Origin of the sequence: Rhizobium sp. Root1203, assembly GCF_001424945.1 — a bacterium.
GTDB lineage: Bacteria > Pseudomonadota > Alphaproteobacteria > Rhizobiales > Rhizobiaceae > Rhizobium.
In genome coordinates this window covers 58,838-77,279 of sequence record NZ_LMCW01000008.1, presented here as the reverse complement: position 1 = coordinate 77,279, position 18,442 = coordinate 58,838, and the positions used below count along the sequence as shown (strand labels likewise).

Annotated in this window: 22 protein-coding genes; 7 read left to right on the top strand and 15 right to left on the bottom strand. The window is 59.1% G+C overall.

Going from position 1 to position 18,442, the window contains the following annotated elements; translation table 11 throughout:
* Window positions 1-18 precede the first annotated feature (18 nt).
* The 7 genes from ASC97_RS08330 to ASC97_RS08305 form a co-directional block, all read right to left on the bottom strand.
* The gene (locus ASC97_RS08330) at window positions 19-1,299 is read right to left on the bottom strand and encodes an ABC transporter substrate-binding protein (RefSeq protein ID WP_057467889.1); all 1,281 of its coding nucleotides are present in this window, start codon (window positions 1,297-1,299) and stop codon (window positions 19-21) included.
* Window positions 1,300-1,343: 44 nt separating this feature from the next.
* Window positions 1,344-2,072, bottom strand: coding sequence for an SIS domain-containing protein (locus ASC97_RS08325; protein WP_057467888.1), 729 nt, complete (start codon window positions 2,070-2,072; stop codon window positions 1,344-1,346).
* Window positions 2,069-2,809: a GntR family transcriptional regulator gene (locus ASC97_RS08320; protein ID WP_057467887.1), complete on the bottom strand. Its 741-nt coding sequence runs from the start codon at window positions 2,807-2,809 to the stop codon at window positions 2,069-2,071. The genes ASC97_RS08325 and ASC97_RS08320 overlap by 4 nt, the downstream gene beginning before the upstream one ends.
* Before the next feature lie 89 nt (window positions 2,810-2,898).
* The gene (locus ASC97_RS08315; RefSeq protein ID WP_082529909.1) at window positions 2,899-4,488 is read right to left on the bottom strand and encodes a xylulokinase; all 1,590 of its coding nucleotides are present in this window, start codon (window positions 4,486-4,488) and stop codon (window positions 2,899-2,901) included.
* Window positions 4,489-4,788: 300 nt separating this feature from the next.
* Entirely contained in the window at window positions 4,789-6,741 is a 1,953-nt protein-coding gene (locus tag ASC97_RS08310; RefSeq protein ID WP_057467885.1) for an AI-2E family transporter, read from the bottom strand.
* A gap of 221 nt (window positions 6,742-6,962) precedes the next feature.
* Window positions 6,963-7,142 carry a hypothetical protein gene (locus ASC97_RS32630; protein ID WP_244481417.1) on the bottom strand — a complete coding sequence of 60 codons (180 nt, stop codon included), beginning with the start codon at window positions 7,140-7,142 and terminating at the stop codon, window positions 6,963-6,965.
* A gap of 166 nt (window positions 7,143-7,308) precedes the next feature.
* Complete coding sequence (locus ASC97_RS08305; protein ID WP_057467884.1) at window positions 7,309-7,812, bottom strand: YciE/YciF ferroxidase family protein; 504 nt, start codon at window positions 7,810-7,812, stop codon at window positions 7,309-7,311.
* Between the two features lie 243 nt (window positions 7,813-8,055).
* Between ASC97_RS08305 and ASC97_RS08300 the strand changes: the two genes are divergently transcribed.
* Complete coding sequence (locus tag ASC97_RS08300) at window positions 8,056-8,517, top strand: response regulator (RefSeq protein WP_274534143.1); 462 nt, start codon at window positions 8,056-8,058, stop codon at window positions 8,515-8,517.
* Window positions 8,518-8,544: 27 nt separating this feature from the next.
* On the opposite strand, the gene ASC97_RS08295 is transcribed toward ASC97_RS08300, so the two are convergent.
* The 5 genes from ASC97_RS08295 to ASC97_RS08275 form a co-directional block, all read right to left on the bottom strand.
* Entirely contained in the window at window positions 8,545-8,784 is a 240-nt protein-coding gene (locus tag ASC97_RS08295) for a hypothetical protein (RefSeq protein WP_057467882.1), read from the bottom strand.
* Window positions 8,777-9,112, bottom strand: a complete 336-nt coding sequence (locus ASC97_RS36190; RefSeq protein WP_244481412.1) for a helix-turn-helix domain-containing protein — start codon at window positions 9,110-9,112, stop codon at window positions 8,777-8,779. Before ASC97_RS36190 ends, ASC97_RS08295 begins: the two co-directional genes overlap by 8 nt.
* An 804-nt stretch (window positions 9,113-9,916) precedes the next feature.
* Window positions 9,917-11,161, bottom strand: a complete 1,245-nt coding sequence (locus ASC97_RS08285) for a DUF763 domain-containing protein (protein WP_057467881.1) — start codon at window positions 11,159-11,161, stop codon at window positions 9,917-9,919.
* Window positions 11,162-11,408: 247 nt separating this feature from the next.
* On the bottom strand, window positions 11,409-11,720 hold the full coding sequence (locus ASC97_RS08280; protein ID WP_057467880.1) for a hypothetical protein: 312 nt from the start codon (window positions 11,718-11,720) through the stop codon (window positions 11,409-11,411).
* Window positions 11,721-11,966: 246 nt separating this feature from the next.
* Window positions 11,967-12,365, bottom strand: coding sequence for a DUF1236 domain-containing protein (locus ASC97_RS08275; protein WP_057467993.1), 399 nt, complete (start codon window positions 12,363-12,365; stop codon window positions 11,967-11,969).
* Window positions 12,366-12,588: 223 nt separating this feature from the next.
* Here ASC97_RS08275 and ASC97_RS08270 point away from each other — a divergent pair, with 223 nt between their 5' ends.
* Entirely contained in the window at window positions 12,589-13,977 is a 1,389-nt protein-coding gene (locus ASC97_RS08270; protein ID WP_057467879.1) for a sensor histidine kinase, read from the top strand.
* A gap of 1 nt (window position 13,978) precedes the next feature.
* A complete protein-coding gene (locus tag ASC97_RS08265) occupies window positions 13,979-14,602 on the top strand; it encodes a response regulator (RefSeq protein WP_057467878.1) in 624 nt (207 codons plus the stop codon).
* Here ASC97_RS08265 and ASC97_RS08260 read toward each other — a convergent pair.
* Entirely contained in the window at window positions 14,599-15,060 is a 462-nt protein-coding gene (locus ASC97_RS08260) for a hypothetical protein (RefSeq protein ID WP_057467877.1), read from the bottom strand. The genes ASC97_RS08265 and ASC97_RS08260 overlap by 4 nt on opposite strands.
* Window positions 15,061-15,314: 254 nt before the next feature.
* On the opposite strand from ASC97_RS08260, the gene ASC97_RS08255 reads away from it, so the two are divergent.
* Window positions 15,315-15,992, top strand: a complete 678-nt coding sequence (locus ASC97_RS08255; RefSeq protein ID WP_057467876.1) for a hypothetical protein — start codon at window positions 15,315-15,317, stop codon at window positions 15,990-15,992.
* Window positions 15,993-16,023: 31 nt separating this feature from the next.
* A complete protein-coding gene (locus tag ASC97_RS08250; RefSeq protein WP_156390322.1) occupies window positions 16,024-16,263 on the top strand; it encodes a DUF6894 family protein in 240 nt (79 codons plus the stop codon).
* A 7-nt stretch (window positions 16,264-16,270) separates the two neighbouring features.
* Here the strand turns inward: ASC97_RS08250 and ASC97_RS08245 are convergent, their stop codons facing one another.
* Window positions 16,271-16,672 carry a response regulator gene (locus tag ASC97_RS08245; protein ID WP_057467874.1) on the bottom strand — a complete coding sequence of 134 codons (402 nt, stop codon included), beginning with the start codon at window positions 16,670-16,672 and terminating at the stop codon, window positions 16,271-16,273.
* A 97-nt stretch (window positions 16,673-16,769) separates the two neighbouring features.
* Complete coding sequence (locus tag ASC97_RS08240; protein ID WP_057467873.1) at window positions 16,770-17,087, bottom strand: hypothetical protein; 318 nt, start codon at window positions 17,085-17,087, stop codon at window positions 16,770-16,772.
* A 332-nt stretch (window positions 17,088-17,419) separates the two neighbouring features.
* Between ASC97_RS08240 and ASC97_RS08235 the strand changes: the two genes are divergently transcribed.
* Window positions 17,420-17,737 (top strand): PepSY domain-containing protein, encoded by a 318-nt coding sequence (locus ASC97_RS08235; RefSeq protein WP_057467872.1) that lies wholly within the window; start codon window positions 17,420-17,422, stop codon window positions 17,735-17,737.
* Window positions 17,738-17,753: 16 nt separating this feature from the next.
* The gene (locus ASC97_RS08230) at window positions 17,754-18,353 is read left to right on the top strand and encodes a general stress protein (protein WP_057467871.1); all 600 of its coding nucleotides are present in this window, start codon (window positions 17,754-17,756) and stop codon (window positions 18,351-18,353) included.
* The last annotated feature ends 89 nt before the right edge of the window (window positions 18,354-18,442 follow it).

The window sequence follows — 18,442 nt, the reverse complement described above, 5'->3', positions numbered from 1 at the left end:
GGCGCTCCTTCCAAGGTACTACTTGGCGACTTCGATCATTCTGTCCTGGCCCGCAGCGACAGCGTCAGCAGCGGTCTTCCCGCCGACCACGATCATCTGGAGGGTTTCGGCGATCACGTTCTGCGCCGAGACTGCCGCGATCGAAGGGAACGTTCGGCCGCTGGTGAAGCCGAACAGCTTGCCATTCTGCGAGTTCGCAATGATCGTCTCGACCTGCGACTTGTACTTCTGGACCATTGGATCGCTCCAGAAGCTTTCCGACTTCGCCCCATCTTCGGTGACCGGCATGAACAGGCCAGGTTCCATGTTGAGGAATTTTCCGTAGGTTTCCGGCTGAAGCAGGTAGCGAACGAACTCCTCTGATGCCTTGCGCTTGGCATCATCCTTCGACAGCAACATGACCGCGTTTGCATAGGCAATCGTATTGTGACCGGTCTCACCGTCTGCATGGGGGATCGCCGCGACGCCAAGGTCCGCCGGATCACCGCCGCCCTGCGTGTCGTAGCTCGAAATAACGGAGAACTGCATGATCATGCCGCAGCTTTTGGACACGAAGCAGGCTTCCGCTTCGCCCCACGTCCACGATGTGCTGTCTGGCGGTGACAGCTTCTGGAGGCTGGAATAATAATCGAGCGCGGCAACCGTCTGAGGATTGTTGAAGCGGAAGCTTCCGTCCTCGTTAAAGATCTCGGTGGCGCCGCCATTGACCATGACGCTATAGATGGTCTGGTCGGTGTAGAGCTGCTTGTTGGCCGGCAATCCCATGCCGAAGACGCCATTGGTACTGAGCTTTTCGGACGCGGCCTTCCAGTCGCTCCAGCTCTCGGGAACCTTGAGCCCTGCCGCGTCGAGCACGCTCTTTCGGTACCATAGGTTCATCGCCATGTTGTAAAGCGGTACGGCCCAGATGCCGCCGTCATAGCTGTAGGACTGGATGGCGCTCTTGACGAAGTGGTGTTCCTTGTCGAGTTCACCCACGAAATCGGAGACCGAGGTGAGGGCGCCGATGTTCTTGAGAATCGGCGTGAAATCAGGAATGGCAAACAGCATGTCTGGTCCGGCGCCAGCGGCCAGCGCGGCAGGCGCCTTCGCGTAAACCTCGCCCCAATTCTGCGGCTCTTGCTTCACCTTGATGTCAGGATGGGCCGCGTTGAAGGCATCAATGACTTCCTGGATTCGCGCAACGCGGTGCGGCGGTTGTTCCATATGCCACAACGTAACCTCCACCGGTGCGGCCATGGCGTTGAGCGGCATCAGCAGGCATGCGCCGGCAAGGAGGCCCAAGATTCTGTTCTTCATGTCAGTTCCCTCTTTTTACGTTGCTTGTTGACAGTGAACTTGTCTCAGAGATGCGGATTGCGCGGGCGGAACCGCTCAACCAGCTTCTCGTTGATCTCCTTTGCGCCCGGCATGTTGGCACTCAGGTAGATGGGAGCGTTGCCATCTGCAGAAAGCCGAGCGGCAACCTCGGCCAGGATGGCGTTCAGGATCGTGACCCCGATTGCAGTCGAAATCGGTCCGACTTTCAGGTCGCTGCCGGGAACGTCCAGAATGGCATCACCGGGAGGTGAACCGTTGTCGAGAACGATATCGGCAAGGTCGGCAAGGCGTGTTCCGCCTTTTGCCGTAGCGGTCGAGTAGGCCAGGGAGGTGATGGCGATAACCGTGGCGCCGAGCTCACGCCCGATCGTTGCCGCTTCGATAGGGGCGGCGTTGGTCCCGGAATTCGAGATCACGAACAGAATGTCTCCCGCGCGAATGTCGTAGCGCGCAAAGATGGGCGCGACGATGCCCGGCATGCGTTCATAAGCGGTGCCGGCAACCGCTCCTTCGTGCAGCATCGTCGGGCCGGCCAGGATAGGAACGGTGATAGCCAGCCCGCCAGCGCGATAGTGAGCTTCCTCGGCCAAGACATGGGAGTGACCTGTTCCGAAAATATAGACGCGTTGATCGGCACGCGCGGCGTCCACGATCGCCTCCACGGCTTTTGCCATGGCTGGCGCCAGTTCCGTCCGCACCTGCCTCAGCCGGGAAATCAGCGCATCGAAATATTGATCCGTCAGCTGTGTCATTGTCCGTGTAATGCTCCGAGATTGAGATCCACTTTCATGACGAAGGAATCGCCACGATAGAAAGATCGTACGAATTCAAATGGATGCCCCTTGGTGTCGAACGTCAGACGCGTCAGCTTGAGAACCGGGCTGCCTTCGACGAGGCTCAGGGAACGAGCCGTTGATGCGTCGGCTGTTGCCGCCATCATGGTCTGTTCACCGGTTGTTGGAATGATTCCGAAATGATCCCGTAAGATCCCGTAGAGTGACACACGGCTGAAGTCGGCCATGTCGATCAATCCTGGTGCCAGGGACGCGCTGACGTCCGTCGTTTCGATCGCCACCGGCTCACCGTCAACGAGACGAACGCGAACCAGACGGTGGACCTGAGCGTTGCTTGGAAGATGCAGTGCTTCGACGGCGAAGCTGTCCGCAGCACGGGTCTCTGCAAGCACCACCAGGCTGGAGGTCTTGTGACCTTGGCGCGCCATCTCCTCGGTGAAACCCGAAAGTGTCGAGAGTTTCTGTTCGATTACAGGGTGCGTTACGAACGTCCCCTGACCAATCCGGGTTTCGACGAGGCCGCGCGTGGTGAGATGCTGGATGGCCTGGCGGGCTGTCATGCGGCTCACGCCGAGACCGGCAGCCAGCGCACGCTCAGAATCGATCTTCTCGCCTGCCTTCAGATGCCCTGCCTGGATGTCACTCGCAAGCTGAGTTGCAATCTTGATGTAGAGAGGCGCCTCTTGATCGATCACAGTCAATCCCTCCGGTATAGTCCGCAGGAATGAATGGTATAGACCAATTTTCAAAATGCAAGCGTCTGCGACGAATTTTGCTGGGTACGCTACTTGGAGATCAAGCGATCCCGGTGACCGCGATATCGCTGCAGGGCGGCTTCGTATGCAGACCGCGTCGCGGGGTTGGATCGGTAGCGTTTGGCATCCCCGGCAACGGCTCGCGACGCGCTACGGATATCCGGGAAATGGCCAAGCGCGGTAGCAACCAGAAGTGCTGCGCCCCGCGCGCCGAACTGTGTGCCGTGGGGCACGACCACGTCGCGTTGCAAGATGTCGGCTATCATCTGACTCCAGAACGGGCTTTGGCTTCCTCCACCCGTCAGCACGATTTCGTTTCCGGCGAAGTTCAGCACGTCGAGGAGATCACGCATGGCCAGCGCAACCCCTTCGAACACCGCGCGAAACAGTTCCGGCCGACCGTGCCTAGATGTCAGGCCGGCAAACTGCGCGCGAGCATCAAGCGAAACGACTGGTGCGATGATGCCGCTTTCGCTGAGGTACGGCAGGTATGTCAGCTCCCGTGCCCCGATCGGGACGCCCTCGGCCATTGCGGTGATCTGCTGATAACGATCAGGGTTCGAAGCTAGGTCGGGTGCCAATGCACCAATTGCCCAGTCGAGGTTGAGCGTTCCCGCGACATTGACCATCGAGCGGTACCAGACGTCGCCGGGAAGCGAGAATAGCAGTCCGACATCCGGCGGCGTGAATACCGGCATTTCATGGCAAACGCCAACCATGCAGGTCGTTCCAAGAACCGCCGTCGCGCTGCTTGCATCCAATCCGCCGGCCCCGATGACCGTGGCCGCGACATCGCCGGCTCCAATGCCCACCGGCAGGCCCCGGGGAAGTCCAGTGAGAGCCACGGCTTCGTCGCTGAGGAAACTTTGCACCGTTTCGGAATCAAAAACCGGAGGCAGCAAGCGGGAATACGCCTCCAGACCGAACAGCGAGATCATTGCCGCACTGCGCTGCCTGTCACGGGCGCTGCCTGGGAGGACGGATGCCTCGCTGCGGTCGGTCGCCGCAAAGCCGGTCAGTCTCATGCGAATGAAGTCCTTGTAACTCAGGACATAAACGGTCTGCGCAATCGTTTCCGGCTCATGCTCCACGAGCCAGGCCAGCACGGGCAACGTACATCCCTGCTGCAGGACCGAGCCGGAGGACTGGAATATGCGCGAGCCGACGTTCGGATCGGCAGAGGTCATCCGGTCGATGACCTCTTGGCTTCGGCTGTCTTCCCAGTTGATCCCGGGCCTGACCGCCTTGCCCGTGGAATCGACAAGCCAAGCACCCACCATGGCTGCCGAGATGCCTATTCCGGCAATTTGCCGCGGCTCCAGCCCACTTGATCGGAGCGCGTCACGGATGACGTCAACGACGGCCATCCAGCACATCTCTGGGTCAAGCTCACACCAACCGGGTTTCGGCCTGCTTATTGGTGTGCGCCGCGTGGCTTCTGAAAGTTGGTGGCCGGAGAGATCAAAAATGGCCGCTTTGCAAAGTGATGAACCGGCATCGATGCCAATAAAATAGGTGCTTATGATCCCCTGCCTTTCTGAGGCAAAATTATCCGAGAACGTCTGGTCTGTTCGGCGAAGGGGAGGCCAGCCACTGGTTCTCGGGACTGAAATAATCAAATTCGCGCCAGATAAAGACGCATCTGAGCTTCGAGGTCAATCGTTTGGAATGTAGTCTACACACCCCAGCGAACATCAAAGTAGCTCGGAGCATCCAAACGGGTGCTCCGTCGCGGCTAAGAAGCACCTCAGCTCTGCAGGATCGCTCCGAATGAACATTCACAAGAATGTGTCGCCGGCCACGTCAGCCGCATCTGGGCGAGGGGATGGACATCAAGAAGCGTGCCGCAGCCGTCGTCGAAGAGGCGATAGGTTGGCGGCAGTGGATGAAGGAGTAGGCTGACGCAGAGAACGGATCCCTCAGGTCGATGAAGCGGACGACCTGCCGGAAGGCGATGCGCGCCGGGCGATCTTCCGAACAACCGTTTTGAGACCTACGGGCGTTGACGAAAGAAGGCCGGATCGGACCGCTTGCGTTATGGACGTCGCGAGGAAGTCGGCATCGATCTCGGACGGGTCGATCTGCGCATAGTCCTGACCATTCGCCGTCGGCATGAAAAGCCCTACGCGGAGGTCGGGCTTCAGTCGTTTCAGCCGGCGAACGATCTGGCGGGCTCGGGATTTCGAATTTCCATTGAGATATGTGACGATTGCTGTGTCGATACCGTCGACGGGGAAAGCCAGGGATCCGCGAACGGCATGCTCCGAGTATAACGACGTGGTCGACGTTGCTCCTTGCACTTCCAGCACCTGCGAAAGCATCGCTGCGGCGGCATCGTCCAGGCCCCCGCGGCCTCCGATGCATAACAGGGTGCGGCCCCGACCGTCGGGAAGCTCCAGTTCGGCCCCCGTCTCGGAAGTCGCCCCCGATGCGGACTCTTCCTCGTTCTCCTCCTCGTCCGCTATGTCTGACAGGTTCTCCACCAGAGACAGCGAGCTCGACGCCACCAGCATGATCTGGCTCTCCGACATCACGCCGCGCTGACGGTCCGTCTCGCCAAGCAGGAGCGCAGGAAGGCCCACCTTGTCGTAGTAGTCGACCAGATATTCCTCTTCGAGGAACTCCTCGGCGTTGTCGGAGGCTTCGTTCGGATCTCCGGCGAGGAGACGCTGGTAGAGCTTCTCGTGCGGCTCCAGAACGGGCTCGTTGCCTAGCAGGACGTCGAGCACGCCGAATTGAGGAACATGTCTCCCGAGCACCACCAGGCAGACCGTCAACGGCGTCGATAGCATGAGGCCGAGCGGACCCCAGAGCCACGACCAGATCGCCGAGATGATGATCGCCAATGGTGACAGCCCGGTATTGGCTCCATAGAGCCATGGCTCAAGTACGTTATTGCTGACCAGCTCGGTCGTGAGATAGAGAACGGCGACCCAAACGACGAGCGACCATCCCGGCGCGATGGCAAGGGCCAGAAACAGCGGCAGGATCATTCCGATGATCGCACCGATATATGGAACGAAACGCAAAACCAGGGTCAGCAGCCCCCAAAGGATCGCGTTCGGAATGCCGAGCACCCAGAGGCCGGCTGAAATCGGCACTGCGTAGAGCGTGTTGACCACCAACTGCATCAGCAGGTATCGCCCGACCCGTTTGCCCGCGTCCTGAAGGGCGGCGGTCGTCCGGTGTAGGTCTCCGAGCCCGACCAGCCGGATGAAGCGGTCCCGCAAGTCTTCCCGCTCAAGGAGCATGAAGATGACCAGGACGACCACGAGGCCAGCCGTCGCGAAAGGGCTGATGAGCGGCAGAAGCAGGTTCCCCAGCGTCTGGATCGGATCGGAACGCGTCACGATCTCGACGGGCATCGGCTCGCGAAACGTGGGCGTCTGCGCGGCCGGGCTCTGGCTTTCGACGGCCCGCGTCTGAATCTCGGCGCCGACACGTTCGACGAACTTGCTCAGATGGTAGAGGACGCCGTTTCCGGCACCCGCCTGGGCGAGGGAATGAACCTTGTCGACCAGATTCCTTTGATAGGTCGGGATGTTCTCCGCAAGGTTCGTGACCTGCGTCGCCACGACGATGCTGAACAGGGCGATCGCGCAAAACGCCGATACGACGGCGAGAAGAACCGCGGCGATCTTCGGGACTGAGCGCTTGCGAAGGAAAGAGACGATCGGCGCGAGCGTGAACGCAAGAAGCAGAGACAGCGCGAGGGGGACGAAGATCTCCTGGCCCAGCCGGAGGATGACGGCGACACCGATGAGGATCAATAGCGTGCGGCCGGATAGCTTGCTGCGAAGCTCACCATCGGTAAGTCGATATGCCTCGCCCATCGGGGCCTTGGTCGTCTTTGAAAGTTCCGCGCCGCTCACCGCCCACCCGATCTTTAAACTATGCGCTCGATATGGATGGAGGCGCCCATCCTACTGGGAAATGCTCAAGTTATATCGCAGGTTGGCCTTCAAGTCTCGGTCTTCGCCTTCCTGGCTAATCGCAGGTTGTTCGGCACCGAGGCGATAACTGGTTGATCTTTCCTGGAGTTCGTATGGCACACAGGTGGACGTGAGCGTGCCGCCTTCGACCGCCCGCCGCATCATCGCGAGCGCGGCTTGCTTAGGCGCCTGGCAGCCATATAGCGCGGCCGGCTTAAATCACGGCTCGTAGCCTTGCCAGACCTCGTTGGTGAACTCGGGCAACGTATACGCGCCGTTTCGTTCTTTCCGCCGTCGTCGAACAGGCATATTTCGATCCGCTCCGCATGCGCGCTGAAGATTGCAAAGTTGACGCAGTCTGCGTCGGAGTTCGCGCCAAGCCTCGTCCAGTCGCCCGGTCGGATGTCGCGGTCGTCGTGCTGCTCGTCATGGAAATTCTGGTCGGTTGGGAGCGGCGCCTAAGAGGGGGGGAGATGTCCGGCCAACCAAAGCCGGCCGGACAACGGATCAAGCGGCCTTTTCGGCGTTCTGGTTGACGACCTTCGTCGCGATCGACGTCAGGGCGATGTCGGTCGCCTGTTCCTCGTCGAGAGTGGTCTGCAGGAGCTTGGCGGCGTCCTTCATGCCCAGTTCCAGCGCCCAGGTGCGCAGCGTGCCATAGCGTGCCATCTCGTAGTGCTCGACGGCCTGCGCTGCAGCGAGAAGGCCAGCGTCGAGGGCAGGTGTGCCGGCATACTCTTCCATGATCTCTGCGCCTTCCTTGACGATGCCCATCATCGCGTCGCAGGTCTTCTGTTCCGGCTTCTTGCCGATGATCTTGAACACCTCTTCGAGCCGTTCGACGTGGACCTTCGTCTCGGCCAGGTGCTTGGTGAAGGCGTCCTTGAGCTGCTTGCTCTGTGCGGCGTCGTTCATCTTCGGGAGTGTGGCGACGATCTTATGTTCCGCGAAGTAGACGTCCTTCAAGGTGTCGTGAAAGAGGACGTCGAGTGTCTTAGGTTCTTTGGCCATGGTGGCTATCCTTGGGTTCTTGGTGATGGGATGCATGGCCACGTCACGGCTGAGTTGAAGCGGTCATTGGGCGGAGGCATTCGGCAACGAAGCGGTGGCTCGGTTGCGGCATACACATGCTTGATTTGATGAATGCCTTTATGTTCGGTCGCGATCACACGACCGTGAGGAAGGAACGGCGGCGCGCAGCTTTAGTTCCGGCCCTTTCAGAATTTGCCCAACCCGCGAGCAGGCGATCAGGTTGTGGAACCATGTATCTCGAGATGGGTTGTCGAGCATGGAAAGCAACCCTCTCGACTCCTGTCCGAACCGATCGCCCTCGTCGTTGATGACGAGCGGTTGATCCTCATGGACACTTCCGACATCATCCGTGACGCCGGCTATGACGCCGTCGAGGCGAGTTCCGCCGACGACGCAATTGCATTCCTTGAGAAGCATAGCTTACTGCAACTCCTGTTCACGGATGTGCAGACCGGTGGCCGTCTTGACGGACTGGATCTCGCCCGCAAGGTCGCCGAGAGGTGGCCGGAAGGCGGGGCGGCTCTGCGCGATCGTGAAATCCTTTGCACGGTCGTTGAGGCGGGTCGGGTCGTGATCTTCGACATAGTCGTCACTCCCGGTTCGAAAACTGCGGACGGGTTGCAGGTCTTCGCATCGGATCGGCCAGTATTCGGAACCGCGTCGAAATCCTATTCAGCGCTTTGAACCGGCTGTTTGTCTGAAAAATTATACTTAGCCGTGCTCGCGTTTGGTTCCAAAGGCAGCTTCGCCCAATGCTGCGGCCGCGCGTTCCCGCAAGTCCTCATGGCCATGCACCCCCTCGTTCCACAGTCGGAGCAGGAGCGTGGCGATTTGAAGAACGGCCTTCCTATCCCGCTCGATTCCGTAGTGGCGGCAAAGTCCCTTCAGGACATGGTTGATGACAGCAAGATCAACCGGTGCTGGCGTGTATCGGAAATCCACGTCAGCCACAGGCACCCTTCGCAAGGTGGCTTTCGTGTTGAACGATCTCCGGCTCGTTGAGATCTGTCGATATGGCGCCGGGGGTGGAAAGGCGTACGCCTTGACCGCCTGCTCCAGAATACATTCCATCGACGAACGTTATTCCGGCGGCCCTGAGGGCGGTGACCACGGAGGCCACATTGTTTTTCATACCTTCGGCATGCCCCGAACTGGCTTCCATACGGCGCAGTGTGGGAGCGGATATGTTGGCCTTTGCAGCAAGCTCCGCTTGGCCGATCCCTAGTAGCGCACGCCCCGCAGCAAGCTGCCTGCCCGTGATTTGACTAACATCATTCATGTTCATGTCCCAAAAAGCTAATTACTAGCTATCGCAGTGAGCGAAATTAATCAACGGAAAGCCACTGACAGCCATGCCGGTAGAAACGTGGAAATCGTCCTAAGGTATATTAATCCGAGGTTCTGCACGCCCGCTGCATATCCATAGAGGTATCGCGGTGTGTATAGGTGACCTTCAGCAACCTCTAGACAACGGGTGAGACACTCGTGCTATTCAGCCCTGCCGCCGTAACCCAAATCGGTGGTGGCAGCATGGGGCGGATCGCGCCGGCAACCGGGAGGTGTGGTTGTAACGGAGCTTTGGGGATCCGCTCGACACGATCCATGATGGAAACCATTGTCGAGCGCATTAGTTCCGCATACGCGCCGGAGGCCACCATCCTTGGCTCATCGGCGCAAGCACCGATCCTGTAGTCAGCGCTTAAGCTCTGACGGTCGGTTTTTCCATCGTACGAGCCGCAGACGCACTTTCGTATGCAATGCTAAAAACTGCGTTGCGAGCGCGAGGATTAAACGACTCTCGAGAGAGGTGTCTGTCCTCGTTTGTTTCGCGGAGGGCCTTCGATTTGGCGCGGCGTTCTCGCCAAGGGGGGGAACCACCCATTTGGTTCAATTCTCGCTTAACCATTTGTGCCACATCGTGTTCGCTTGGAAGTCGTCAACCCCATCCTCGCGCGTGAGGCGGCCGAACTCCACTAGGAATACTGGTCGCGCCGCTGGTGGCTCATCTGCGACATGGCGCTAGCAAAAATGCTCGTTTTCGCCTCAAAAGCAGCCGTACATGCATGATCTCATACATGCTCGTTTAAGAGTTCCCGCCCCGTTCCCATCCGAACACGCTCCTGCCGCCGAAATCGGCGGATTGCCGAAATTCACCGGCGACAATTTCCTTGAGATCTGGTCCGGTGGCATAGCGTTCCATCTGCCTCGATTGCTCGTCCAGCCGGCGTAACGCCTGCAATTCCTCTTCCCGGCCGAGCCGGCCCTTCTGCACCGCCGATTTCATCACGTTGATCGTCTCGTCATAGACCTTGAGCGGAACCGGAAATGGATGGCGGTCCTTGCCGCCATGAGCGATCGAGAACCGCGCCGGGTCGGAAAAACGGCACGGCGCGCCGTGTACCACTTCCGCCACCATCGCAAGCGCCCTGACCGTGCGAGCCCCGACGCCTGGAACAAGCAGCAACTCTTCGAAATCTGCCGGGCCGCGGTCGGCTGCCGCTGCCAGATTTCCATGCAAACGGCGCATATTGACGTCGCTCTCCCAGACATCGTGATGCGCCGGCATGATCAGATGCGGCAACATTGGCTGTTCGGCGGCTTCAGGCGCCGGCTGCTCGACGCGAAGCAACGCCGAGGCCTCGCGGATGATCCTGTCTGGAGCTAGCGTTGCCAGGAGATCGAGCTGCCCACGCCGCGACCGCTCGGCACGTTTGTCGGCAAGATTGACGATCTCGCCCTGAGTCCGGCCCTCGATTGCCGCATGTGGCGAGTTGACGAAGCTCTCCAGACCTTCGGAAAGCCAATGATAGCGTCGGGCCTGCCGCTTATCCCCATTCATTCCCTGTTGCACGACAACCCAATGGCCATCATCGGCAACGATGAACCCGTGAAGATAGAGATCGAAGCCGTCCTGAAGAGCCGCACTGTCGACCTTGGCAACGAGGCGGCTTGCGGTCGCAAGTCCCTCACCATCGAGACCGACACGCTCGCCGATCGACACGAGTTCCTGCGGCGTCTTGCGCGAATGCGCGCCGCGCCCACCGCACACATGGAGACCGAGTTCACCAGCACGTGGCTTCAGGCCGCGCTTCAGCGCTCCAAGAACGCTGGTCGTGATGCCCGAGGAATGCCAGTCCATGCCCATGACCGCGCCAAAGGACTGGAACCAGAACGGGTGGGCGAGCCTGCGCAGGAACTCATCACGGCCATAATGGTGAACGATCGCCTCAGTGATCAACGCCCCGAGACGGGTCATCCGATCGCCGAGCCAATGCGGCACCCGTCCTCCGTGAAGAGGAAGATCGGCGCTACCTGCTCGTTGAGACATCCCATTTCCTTCATTCTGCATTATCGGCCGCGTCAGACGAACCGCCTCACAGGCCCTGAACGGGAAGCCGGGAAAATTGCGGTTTGCAGTCGGTTCGGAGACCGAGTTAATCATGCCCGTATTCGAAAATATCTTCAACCACCCGGGCTTGTCTCTGGCAACAAGCAACGGGCCAAGTCCGGCGAAAGGTAGAGAGCGGAAGTCTTGCGCCTGGAGGCGCCCTCCTTCGAAGACAAGTCCGACACTGTCATCGACCTGCCGAACGCACGATCTGGATCGTCGGATAGGCCGTCAGCATGGCCTGCTCGACGGCGGTTCGTGCCGCATATTTGGACTGCGCCTGGACAGCATAAGTGGACATGGCAGGCGGAAGCCGTTCGTAGCGCTGCTTGCCTGGGTCAATACGGAACGGCTTTGCCGTCCACAGGTCGGGACTGTCGAGATCAGCGAACGCTGGGGGCTCGGGTTTTGCCAGGACAAGTGACGCAACCGACGCGGCTGCGATGCAGGCGCCGATCGAGCTGGCGATTGCAAAGGTGGCCGATAGGAGGGCGTTCATTTTGCGCCACCCCGCTCTAGAACTTCAGGCGACCGGATCCTGCCAGACTGGTCATGATGCCCGACAGCTGAAAGTTCCACGAGGATACCCACCATCGCGAGCGCAATCGCTCTGAGAGGCCCAGCCTGATCGTCGGATTTTTTCTCGCAGTAAATCATGGGTTTCCTCTTGGGCCGCGAAGCGCCGCCGGAGCGGCGATGCAAAGAGTTGTGAAAGGACGCGGCATGCGCCGCGTCCTCGATGAGATTAGTTGATGACCTGGATGACCTTGCGGGACGACGGTTCGACGATGACACGCTCGTCATTGACGATCGCATAGCCGTACGTCGGATTATCCGGGATAGGCGTAACGACAACAGTTTGAGGAAGGGGGTGTCCGACGACGACCTTCTCCTTGACGACAACGCGTGCCGATGGAGGCGGAGCCTCGCGGACATAGGTGACAACCTTTTCCGGCGGCGGATCGAAGGCTGCACCGACGGCGGCACCGGCAATCCCGCCCACTGCCGCGCCGACCGGACCACCGACGATTGCTCCGGTGACGGCGCCTCCGGCGGCACCATTAACTGTCGACGAGCCCGCGAGAGCCACGCCCGACATGAAGAGCGACACAGTGGCCGCACCGATGATAATCTTGGTTAGCATGTTTTCCTCCTTGGTTCTGAGGCGGCCTCCGAGGACCGCTGCCAACCAACGGGAATGAATTCGTTGCTGTTCCCTCGCTCAGACCTCAGTCGGATAGTCTTCCGACCAAAGTCTGAAGCCAGGAACCATTTGGCTTGGTGGCCGTTCGCGTCCGCAGTCCTCGAACTGGAAAAGATCTTAAAATGCCATACGTTGAGCCAATCAGTCCCTCGTCAGGTTGAAGATGAACTTGCTCAGCAAATGGAACGCCCGCTCGCTCGCCTCGCAGTTTTTCCTTGCGGGAGGCATTGTCTCAATTGCTGCGATGTTGGCGGTGGGCATGGTCGTCACGCAACTCATCGAAGACGCGGTCATCCATAACTCTGCAGCAGCCACGGCTCTCTACGTCGACAGCGTGGTCGCGCCCATACTTCCAGATATGCAGAGTGAAGCGCCCCTGGACGAAGCAAGCGCGCTCGCACTGGACGAGACCCTCGGCCAGGGCGCGCTTGGTGGACGGCTGGTCTCATTCAAACTTTGGCGCCGCGATGGCACGATCCTTTACTCCAATGAAAAGAAACTGGTTGGGCAGACATTTTCGGTAAGCGACAAGCTTCGCAGGGCATTTGCCGGCTCGCTGGTCGCAAACTATGAACGTGCTTCCGATCCGGAGAGTGTCGAAGAAGCAAGTCTCAACAAGCCGCTCATGGAGATCTATAATCCGGTTCTCCAGCCGTGGTCCGGACAGGCTGTGGCTGTGCTGGAGTTCTATGAGACGGCAGAAGGGCTCGAGGATAGTCTCGCTGGGGCGAGATTGCGGAGCTGGCTCGCGATCGCCAGTGTGACGGCGATCTTTTTCCTCATTCTCTCCATACTTGTCTTTCGCGGCAGTCGAACGATTGAAGCCCAACGTAGGGATCTGAAAGACCGCGTGGATGATCTGTCTCAGCTGCTTGGCGAGAACCAAGGCTTGCAGCACCGGCTGCAGCGCGCCTCCCAACGCGCCGCGGCCTTGAATGAAACCTATCTGCGCAGCATCGGCGCAGATCTACATGACGGTCCCGCCCAGCATATCGCGTATGCCTCTCTTCGCCTTGACAGCGAGCTTCTGGTCGACGCCGCGACAGAGCCGGAAGTGCGCGACAAAGAGCTTGCCTGGATCCGCTCCAGCCTTTCAGAGGCGATGGCGGAAATCCGCAATATCTGCAAGGGGCTGGTTCTGCCGCAAATCGAAAAGGCATCGATCACGGAGATCGTGGAGCGTGTTGTCATGGCCCACCAGCAAAAAACGGAGAGCCCCGTCGAAACCACCATCGACGAAGATGGCCCCGAGCTTGCACCTGCAGTAAGGATCTGTATCTATCGCTTCATTCAGGAGGCGCTGAACAATGCCTATCGCCATGGCGGCGGCGTTCAGCAGGCAGTCCGGGTTGTCTCGCACAACGGTCACGTGCAAATCGAGGTTAGCGATCACGGAGATGGCTTCGACCCGACCGAGGTCAGACCTGAAAGCCTTGGCCTTGCCGGATTGCGGGAACGCATCGACAGTCTCGGAGGAGAATTCCAGGTGAGGACCGGTGCAGGAGGAACCAGCGTGACCATGACCTTCCAGCCCATGGAAGCGGGAGAATGAAATGCCACCCATAACTATCGGCGTCGTGGACGACCACCCACTCTTTCGCGAGGGCGTGACCCGCAGCCTCGCCGAGGTCAGCGACTTCATGGTTGTTGGAGAAGGGACCAGCAGCGATGAAGCATTGCTTATCGCCTCGAACAGCCAACCAGACATCATGCTACTCGACGTCTCAATGCCGGGAGACGGGTTGTCCGCGATCAGTGCTGTCCTTTCCAAAAGCCCAAATACGAGGATTCTGATGCTCACTGCGTCGGAGGAGGTCGATACACTGGTCGATGCGCTTCAACGGGGAGCTATGGGCTACGTTCTCAAAGGAGTAGGCTCTCGGGGCCTAGCGCAAGCGATTAGAACCGTTTTCAGTGGATCGCGGTATGTCTCTCCCGCGATGTCGGCCAAAATAATGGAGCGCTCCCTCAGTCCGGAAGCGTCGAACAAGGGCGCCCTTACCCTTCGCGAGCGTGAGGTAATGGATCTGGTCGCCCAGGGCCTGTCGAACAAGCGCATCGGTCTGCGCCTTGACCTGCAGGAAAAGACCGTCAAGCACCACATGACGCAGATCCTGACAAAGCTCGGGGTCACAAACAGGACCGAGGCTGCCCTGCTTTGGAGGGAGAGCCATTAGCGGACGAGGCGACTGAGCCGCCGGGCGTCGGCGGTCGTGGCGAGCCGGCTGATGATCGTGCGACCTTTCGAGTCCCTCATCACATAGCGCCCGCCGTGAAGCGATTCCGTGATCCCGTTGGCATGACGGACGTCTATCGAACCATCGGCGCCTTCTCTCGCCTGTGTTCCCGCACTCGAGGTGGCGCTGGATCCAGTGCCGCCATCGCTTTTGCTGCTTCCGTTGCCCTTCCCTCCGCCGTTGCCGTTACCCCCGGCGTTGCCGTTGCCGTTACCCCCGGAATTGCCGCCAGCGTTTCCACTGCCACCAGCGTTTCCCTTGCTGCCGCCGTTTCCATTACCGTTCCCTCCACCATTGCCACCCGCGGCAAAGGAAGGTCGGCTTACCAACAGTCCAACCGCAGCGAAGACGGCCGAAGCGCCGATCGACGTCAGAAAATCGCGCTTTGAGATGTCCATGCTCTGGCCTTCCTATCGTATGGCCGGTCCCATACAGGGGCGCCGCCATACACGTTTGTCTTGTTGCTCCGGAAATGCAAGGCACTCGGACCTAGGTATTACCCTTCCTCAGACCTTAGTCCCAGACCAGGTCCCCATCGTCGGGTATTCCAAACGTTCGGACCAAAGTCGGGGGAAGGTAAGACCTTCGCCCGATGTGTCGGCCTTCTTCCTCAGCTAGCATGACTTCTATTGTTCGCAATATGGAGGAAGTCATGCGTTTCACAACACTCGGGTCGGCCCTGGCGCTGTCAATGGCGTTTGCCGCGGGCTCTATCGCGCTTCCCCCCAGTGCGACATCCGCATATGCGCAAGGAGGAGGCCATGGGGGAGGAAACGGGGGAGGTGGGAATGGAAGCGCCGGGAATGGAGGCGGGAATGGAAGCGGCGGTAGCAATTCCGGGCACAGCGCCAGCGGAAACGGCGGAAATAGTGGTCGCGCGTCGAGCAACTTCAAATCGTCTTCGACAGCCAAGGAAAAGTCTGAAACCGAGACGCGCGGGTATACGCAGTCGTCGAAGAAGAACGCCAAAACCAACTCGACGGCAGACAAGACCACGCGACAAATGGCGGGACTGAACTCACTGAACCGAAACTACAGAGCACTGCTTCACACGTCCGACCCTCGCATGGCCGGGATTGCGGCATACGCAACCGCATACGCGCGCTATGAACTCAAATACGGCGTTTCGCCGACCGAGGAAGACCCACTGCTCGGCGACGACGCGCTTGAAGACGCACTCGCATCGGCCACAAAGACCGGCACCGTCAGTCCTGTCGTCCTCGAAAAAGCAAAGGCAATATTGGGTGTGGGTGATGCGTACGGAAAGATTGACCAGATCCGATACTCGCTGCAGCAGGAAACGCCTGACTATGTCCAAACTCGTCAATAGCGCATTCATTGGTTCCGCTCGGGTCCAGACAATGGCGAGGTACTTTTTCCACATTACGAGCGAAAATTGCTTCAACGAAGACACCGACGGATTTGATCTCGTGGCGGTTGACGGCACGTACAGCGAGGTATTTGCAGCGGCAAGGACGATGGTCGCAAAGCTCATCCTGTTCGAAGAACCAATCGACGGATTGTCCTTCGAGGTTACAGACCAATGGGGAAAGCTGGTCGCCACAATTCCGTTTCACTCTGTCGCACAAAGCGCCGGGTAAGGTAAGGTCACGTTGAGTCTTCGAGGTTTGTTGCATGCTGTGAGGCGCGCAACGTCCTGCCATTTCGCCATGCGGCTGCAAGATGGATCGCCTCGAGGATTTTCTCCGGCGTCTGAGGCTTGCTGACGACGGCGACACCATCGGCCCCGCTATCGAGAGCGACCTCGGGATTTCCAGTAACATAGATGACAGCTATGTCGAATCCCTTGAGGAGTTTCCGCGCAAGTTTAGGACCGCTCAATCCGTCCGCCAAGCGTATGTCAACGAGAGCGATCTCGGCCTCAGGCGCAAGCTCCAGAGCTTCCTTTTCTGTTCGGGCAAGACCGATGACTTCATGCCCGTCCGCTAGCACCATGGCTTCGATGTCGAGTGCAATGGCCATTTCGTCTTCAACAATCAACACCCGCATCCTGGTCTCCTTAATGTGTCGAATTGAGGGAGTAAGATTTGCTAAGACGATCATGAAGAAGTTGCCATCACGCGTTTAGCATCCCGGCCTCGCGCCGCTAATGAAGCACCCTTGCTGCCGAAGGCGTTGGGCTGGCGAGATTGTGCATTGTAATGATGAGCTTGGCGAATTCGTCCAGAACGCGCCTGAAGCCGACATCGTCCATACTGGCGATCTCAGCGATGCTATTGCAGGTGCTTGCGATCAGTCGTTCCAAGGACGAGGCATCGTCGAATACTCCGTTGGACTGCCCGTATGATCGTGCCGCCATGATCTCGTCCATGATACGCCGAAGCAGACGGCGCCGCTCGAGCCGGGATAGATTGGGCAGCTGTTGCTGAGCGTCGATAATCTCGGTTATCACGCCTTCGGACATGGAACATCCTCCCTTTCCTGGTTCGCCCTCGTTCTGAACATTTGAGGCTAGCACAACTTTAGGAGTTGAAAATCGGACCTTAGTCTGACTCTGTGACGTTTCTTTCAAATTGCTTACTTAACCCGCTGCTTCCACGCCCCTCCATTCGTCTCGCAACTGCCTCGGCACCGCTGGCCAATAATCGGACAGGGCGCGCCGTTGGGCAAAACGGCGCCTTTATTTAAGGAGAATCAATTGCATACTATCCCGCCTATGCGGGGAACAAATAACATGCCTAGGGGTTTCCACCGCACGGATCTGCAACGTGATTCGTAAAAATGGAGGAAACACACATGAAGAAACTCATCTTCGCCGCGGGGATTGTTGGTGCATCCGCCCTTGCAGCCTTCGCTCAGACGACGCCAGCTCCATCGGCCAACGGTGATACACCAGCGGTTGCAACTCCTGACACCAAAAATCCGACTGCGCCTGTCGAGGGTGCCAATAGCTTTACCGAAGCACAGGCCAAAGATCGCATCGCTGAAGCCGGATACACCGGCGTCAAGGATCTGAAGCTCGATGACAAGGGGATCTGGATGGCATCCGGCATGAAGGACGGCAAGGCCGTCTCTATTGCCCTCGACTATCAAGGCAACATTGTCGCCAAGTAACCCAAGGAGAACGATCATGAGAACTGTAACCGGACTATTCGACGACTATTCTGACGCTCGCTCGGCTGTAAGCAGGTTGGAAGCGGCAGGTGTCCCGTCGGACGACATCAGCATCGTTTCCAATAGAAGCGGACGAATCGAGGGGGACTCGAACGCTGGCGAAGGGGCCGCGACCGGCGCTGGTATCGGTGCTGCCGTGGGCGGCGCCGGGGGCTTGCTTACAGGACTTGGTCTGATGGCTATCCCGGGTGTCGGACCAGTGGTTGCGGCGGGTTGGCTTGCGGCGACCGCTGCCGGAGCTGCAGCCGGGGCCGTTGCTGGCGGTGCTGCCGGCGGCCTTATCGGGGCACTGACAGAATCCGGGGTCTCGGAAGATGACGCGCATCTATATGCTGAAGGTGTCCGTCGTGGTGGTACCTTGGTCACTGCCAGGGTTGATGAAGCCCGCGCCTCCGAGGCCCAGTCCATTCTTCAGGGGTCAAATTGGGTCGATCCGGTCGAACGTCGCCGGGCCTATAATGAACAGGGTTGGACGACGTTTGACGATACGCTCGATCCCTATGCACCTGAGCAGATCGAGGAAGAGCGAAACCGCTATCGTCGCACCGTGATCTAATGGTTGTGGTTGAACCGTTCGCACGTGCCAACGAAGGACTGGCGAAACCTTTACGCACCCGCTGCGGCTAAGGTGAGGGCTTGGTGCGG

Excerpts from the sequence above, each read along its gene's own strand:
- ASC97_RS08270 (WP_057467879.1), top strand. The coding sequence starts at position 12,589 with ATGAACTTGCTCAGCAAATGGAACGCCCGCTCGCTCGCCTCGCAGTTT.
- ASC97_RS08280 (WP_057467880.1), bottom strand. The coding sequence starts at position 11,720 with ATGAACGCCCTCCTATCGGCCACCTTTGCAATCGCCAGCTCGATCGGC.
- ASC97_RS08260 (WP_057467877.1), bottom strand. The coding sequence starts at position 15,060 with ATGGACATCTCAAAGCGCGATTTTCTGACGTCGATCGGCGCTTCGGCC.
- ASC97_RS08275 (WP_057467993.1), bottom strand. The coding sequence starts at position 12,365 with ATGCTAACCAAGATTATCATCGGTGCGGCCACTGTGTCGCTCTTCATG.
- ASC97_RS08245 (WP_057467874.1), bottom strand. The coding sequence starts at position 16,672 with ATGCGGGTGTTGATTGTTGAAGACGAAATGGCCATTGCACTCGACATC.
- ASC97_RS08250 (WP_156390322.1), top strand. The coding sequence starts at position 16,024 with ATGGCGAGGTACTTTTTCCACATTACGAGCGAAAATTGCTTCAACGAA.
- ASC97_RS08325 (WP_057467888.1), bottom strand. The coding sequence starts at position 2,072 with ATGACACAGCTGACGGATCAATATTTCGATGCGCTGATTTCCCGGCTG.
- ASC97_RS08235 (WP_057467872.1), top strand. The coding sequence starts at position 17,420 with ATGAAGAAACTCATCTTCGCCGCGGGGATTGTTGGTGCATCCGCCCTT.
- ASC97_RS36190 (WP_244481412.1), bottom strand. The coding sequence starts at position 9,112 with ATGAATGATGTTAGTCAAATCACGGGCAGGCAGCTTGCTGCGGGGCGT.
- ASC97_RS08255 (WP_057467876.1), top strand. The coding sequence starts at position 15,315 with ATGCGTTTCACAACACTCGGGTCGGCCCTGGCGCTGTCAATGGCGTTT.
- ASC97_RS08240 (WP_057467873.1), bottom strand. The coding sequence starts at position 17,087 with ATGTCCGAAGGCGTGATAACCGAGATTATCGACGCTCAGCAACAGCTG.
- ASC97_RS08305 (WP_057467884.1), bottom strand. The coding sequence starts at position 7,812 with ATGGCCAAAGAACCTAAGACACTCGACGTCCTCTTTCACGACACCTTG.
- ASC97_RS08330 (WP_057467889.1), bottom strand. The coding sequence starts at position 1,299 with ATGAAGAACAGAATCTTGGGCCTCCTTGCCGGCGCATGCCTGCTGATG.
- ASC97_RS08285 (WP_057467881.1), bottom strand. The coding sequence starts at position 11,161 with ATGTCTCAACGAGCAGGTAGCGCCGATCTTCCTCTTCACGGAGGACGG.
- ASC97_RS08265 (WP_057467878.1), top strand. The coding sequence starts at position 13,979 with ATGCCACCCATAACTATCGGCGTCGTGGACGACCACCCACTCTTTCGC.
- ASC97_RS08230 (WP_057467871.1), top strand. The coding sequence starts at position 17,754 with ATGAGAACTGTAACCGGACTATTCGACGACTATTCTGACGCTCGCTCG.